At 39.0% G+C, this 3,993-nt stretch carries 6 protein-coding genes; all 6 read left to right on the top strand.

The annotated features are described in order from the left end of the window. The coding region (locus tag BUA71_RS17700) for an RteC domain-containing protein (RefSeq protein ID WP_175545982.1) at window positions 1–888 on the top strand (888 nt) is incomplete at its 5' end. A 102-nt stretch (window positions 889–990) separates the two neighbouring features. After that, window positions 991–1,281, top strand: a complete 291-nt coding sequence (locus BUA71_RS17315) for a helix-turn-helix domain-containing protein (RefSeq protein ID WP_072882037.1) — start codon at window positions 991–993, stop codon at window positions 1,279–1,281. A gap of 36 nt (window positions 1,282–1,317) precedes the next feature. After that, window positions 1,318–2,139: a hypothetical protein gene (locus BUA71_RS17320; protein ID WP_072882039.1), complete on the top strand. Its 822-nt coding sequence runs from the start codon at window positions 1,318–1,320 to the stop codon at window positions 2,137–2,139. Next, window positions 2,132–2,809, top strand: a complete 678-nt coding sequence (locus BUA71_RS17325) for a P-loop NTPase family protein (RefSeq protein WP_072882041.1) — start codon at window positions 2,132–2,134, stop codon at window positions 2,807–2,809. The genes BUA71_RS17320 and BUA71_RS17325 overlap by 8 nt, the downstream gene beginning before the upstream one ends. A gap of 174 nt (window positions 2,810–2,983) precedes the next feature. Beyond that, window positions 2,984–3,175 (top strand): hypothetical protein, encoded by a 192-nt coding sequence (locus tag BUA71_RS17330; protein ID WP_072882043.1) that lies wholly within the window; start codon window positions 2,984–2,986, stop codon window positions 3,173–3,175. A 638-nt stretch (window positions 3,176–3,813) separates the two neighbouring features. After that, a partial coding sequence (locus tag BUA71_RS17335) for a BfmA/BtgA family mobilization protein (RefSeq protein ID WP_317040914.1) occupies window positions 3,814–3,993 on the top strand: 180 nt, incomplete at its 3' end.

Here is a 3,993-nt window from a genome sequence, read left to right on the forward strand (position 1 = left end):
CCTAAAAATCGCGAATACAACCAATTGCAGCAACCCGCTTTAAGGGAATGCACATTGAAGGCTTTTTTGAAGGTGGACATCAATAGTTCTTTTTACGATTTTTATTTTAAAAAGGCACGCGGCAGGGATTTCAAGATAGATATGGAAGTATTTCTGCGGGATTTATATTACGATGTTTTAATTTTTATAAATAATTACGAGGCACTGCCCTACCAGGTCAATGCCTATTTCGATACCACTTACAAAAGAGCGCTGTATTATAAAGGGGTGCCATTAAAGAAAAAGGAAAAATACCATTTCTTATTATTTGAGACTATTGTCCAACACATCACCGGGGTATTGGCAGTAGATCCACAATTGCCCAGCTTGCCCATTGAACATCCTCCCAACCTACTTTCGGATTTTCGTTTTATTGGGGCTTTTCACCAAAAACTAACGGAGACACACATTCCTGAGAAGAATTCCGTGATCACCGAGTTTTTCACATCCCACAATCCGTTATCGGAATATTCATCCCAGGATATATTGGATTTTAAAGAGAGCGTTTTAGCCCTGGACAGGCGCTCACGTCAGAATAGGCTAAATCGTAACATCCCTAAATATCTATTCTTGCAAGACCACCAGTTGCTGAAGGAGTTTCGGCAAGAGAACAAAATTCAATGGCAGGGTACTCCCCTGGAATTGGCCGAATTGCTTAAAGCGCTCATCGAGGCCAAAAAAATAACCGGTGCTTCAGAAAAACAAGTATTCCTTTTTTTTCAGCAGGTACTGGATCTACCTTTTGATAAGCGAGAGAAGCTTCAATCCCTGCGCAAACGTTCGACAGACTTAACACCGCTACTCGATGAAATGGCATTTCATTTAAAACAATGGATTACCAAACCTTAATCTTAAATATTTGTTAAATTACTGGCTTCTCTATGGCGTAGTATGCTAATGGTATGCCATATCTTTATGTTGATTTGCATTGTAACCTTTAAACTTAATGCAATGAAAAAACTAATTCAGCTTCACCAAACCACTCCAGAACAATTAGTACAGGAAATCTTACTAGGCGTTAAAGGAGAAATTGAAATCCTTAAGCAAGATTTTCGCCCAAAGGAACCGGAAGAATACCTCACCCGTTCAGAAGTGTCCCAAATGCTAAAAGTTGACCTCTCTACAGTGCACCACTGGACCAAGAGCGGAAGGCTTAAACGTTATGGACTGGGCAGGCGCGTGTATTATAAAAGAAGTGAAATTGAACAGTCACTTATAGAAATCACACCACCCATCCATTAAGTTCATTCCTTGTTCAATTTCTAAAATCCCATTATTATGAATGGCTATGAACTTTCCAGGGCCTGGTTTGACTTCAGCTTTAACAATACGGCCAAGGTAAAGCCGGTTCACAGTGCTATTTTCTTTTTTGCCATAGAACGTTGTAACCGGTTGGGGTGGAAAAAAGAATTTGGCTTCCCCACCGATCTGGCCATGGAAGCCCTGGGTATCAAAAATTACAAAACATTTAATCGCGGCTTGCAGGATTTAGTGGCCTGGGGGTTTATACAATGGGTTCAGAAAAGCAAAAATCAATACACCGCCAATATTATTGCTTTGGTAAAAATTACCAAAGCACCTCCCCAGGCATTGTACAAAGCATTGTCTGGGCATTGTACAAAGCACAGTCCCCGGCAGGTCCAAAGCACCTACCAAGGCATTGCTAGTATAGATAAACAAGTAAACCTTAAACCAATAAACCTAGAACATATAAACCAAAAGGCTTTATTCGAGGTTGAAAAATCTGAAATTAAAAAAGAGCAAGAAGTTTATTTTGAATGGGCGCTTAAATTTCAAAAGCTGTTTTTAAAAAATTTAAAGCGAAAAAATGCGCCATCAAAAAAAGCAAAAGAAGCCCGGTTTGGGGATTGCGTGAAACCCATTCGAAAAATGTTGGAAATAGACGGGGTAAACGAAATGCAGTTACAACTGGCCTACGATATTTTAGACGGCGAAGATGAATTTTGGAAAGGAATTATTCTCAGTACCGAGAAGCTTAGACAAAAAATAATTCAGCTGATCGCCCAGGGAAAAAAGATAAAAGAACCAAAAAAACTAATGGATCTCCGAGTGCTCGATAAAGTAAAAAATTATGATTAGTGCTGTCAAAGGAATAAAAGCAATACATGCCCCTCCACCTGTCGTTGGGCCGGATAAGCCCGTGCCTTTGGTCAGTAAAAAGCTATTTTGGCATTTGTTCCAAAAACAGGTAGCCCGACAAAAAATAACTTTTAACATTGAAAAACATAATGAAAAAATCGTGTACTGCATCTTTCGCTATTTTCTACTGATGGATGATTTTAATGCTGATGGCATGATTAAAAATAAGGCCAGCTTGAATAAGGGGCTACTGGTTTATGGCGATTACGGGGTTGGGAAATCTACGCTTTTTGATCTCATTCACGAAGTTGGAAAGGAGATCATTAAAAAATTTCAAATTGCGCAGCTTTGGTTCCCCCGTATATCCGCTATTTCTTTGGTGTCCCAATATCATTGGGCGCAAAGAGACCCCAGCAGCAGCTTTGTTTTACAAGATAACTTTAGGGGAAAATTGTACATTGATGATCTAGGGAAAGAACAAAAGGCATTTAACCGGGAAGAGTTAATCGAGAAGGTACTTTTTGAAAGACACCGGAGAAAACTTAAAACATTTGTCACTACCAATGATCCCCCATCGGCCATCGCACAACGCTATGGCGCCCATATTGGTGACCGACTTCCAGAAATGTTCAATATCATTAAATGGGAAGGGGAAAGTTGGAGGAAATAAAGAACAGGTTAGGTATGAACAAAAGTCCTCACCACATTTTCCACGATTTCGCAAAAAGCTACAGCTTAGGAAAAAGAGGTTCGTCCAAAAAAAATCTTGAACATAAGCCAAAAAAAACGAGATGAATACAAATGTTTGAAAATGAATATAGGTAAGGCGATTAAAAAATAAACTATGGCAAACTTTTTTGGCTTACGTCCGCTTGGCATTGTAACTCCTATTCACGTGAAGGAATTTAATAAGGACGGGCTGCATTTCATTATGATATATTCCACTTCCTACACGCCCTTAACTCTTGATGGAAAAGATAAGGCTTTGGAACTGGATCGGCTGCATAAACCGGTTGCTGCGCTGCCCTATTTATAAGCCTGGCCCATTTCCAAACCGCTTTGAGGAGGTTTCATCAAAAGGTAACGGCGATAGCGCTATAGGAAGTAAATGAAAATAAAAGGAAGTACATTATTCAAGGCATACTTGTCTTGTACTATTCCACAAAAACAAAAGGAAAACGCTCCAGATATAATAAGTAAATGGTTTTAAAAAGGGCGATTAAAGCTGGAAACCATTTTAGAAAAAGCCTGCTGAAAATGCGGTTTTTTAGTCGGCAAATATCCTGGGTATTCCCGTAAAATAGTCTGGATAAATGGTAGTGGAATACAAAGTATTTTTTTTGGATCGAAGCACCATTTTAAAAGGAAGGAGGGAATAGCAAGAGGGTAACACGCTAAAGCGATGTTACATTCCCCATTAACTTGATTTACAGCTTATTACGATTATGCTTGAATTTTCCTTTGGCGCAAAAACAGCCCTGAGCTTCACACAGCTCTTAAATACAGGGGAATAATGTACTGTAATGGATATTTTGACAAAGCTGGCATTTTAATATAAGTGACTTATAATCAGCTTATTAATCATATCCTCAAAAAAGATGTAAAATAATCAATGGCGCAAAAATTAACCTAACGGCTTGGAAGACCCTATCAACAACTAAAAATAATACAGTAATGAAAACAAAAAAGACAACAAAGCGATTATTTTCGGCCATAAGCATCAACCGGGTTACCGCAGAACGGTTTCGCATTTTTTCGAAGAAGGTTACCGGTTCCCATTCCGATACCCTGGATCAGATGATGGACTTTTTTGAAGTGGTAAACATTTCTCCCCGGAATAGGTTGATGATGCAC

The sequence above is a fragment of the Salegentibacter echinorum genome, from assembly GCF_900129445.1.
GTDB lineage: Bacteria > Bacteroidota > Bacteroidia > Flavobacteriales > Flavobacteriaceae > Salegentibacter > Salegentibacter echinorum.

Coding starts and splice junctions, on each gene's coding strand:
- BUA71_RS17315 (WP_072882037.1), top strand. CDS start 991: ATGAAAAAACTAATTCAGCTTCACCAAACCACTCCAGAACAATTAGTA.
- BUA71_RS17320 (WP_072882039.1), top strand. CDS start 1,318: ATGAATGGCTATGAACTTTCCAGGGCCTGGTTTGACTTCAGCTTTAAC.
- BUA71_RS17325 (WP_072882041.1), top strand. CDS start 2,132: ATGATTAGTGCTGTCAAAGGAATAAAAGCAATACATGCCCCTCCACCT.
- BUA71_RS17330 (WP_072882043.1), top strand. CDS start 2,984: ATGGCAAACTTTTTTGGCTTACGTCCGCTTGGCATTGTAACTCCTATT.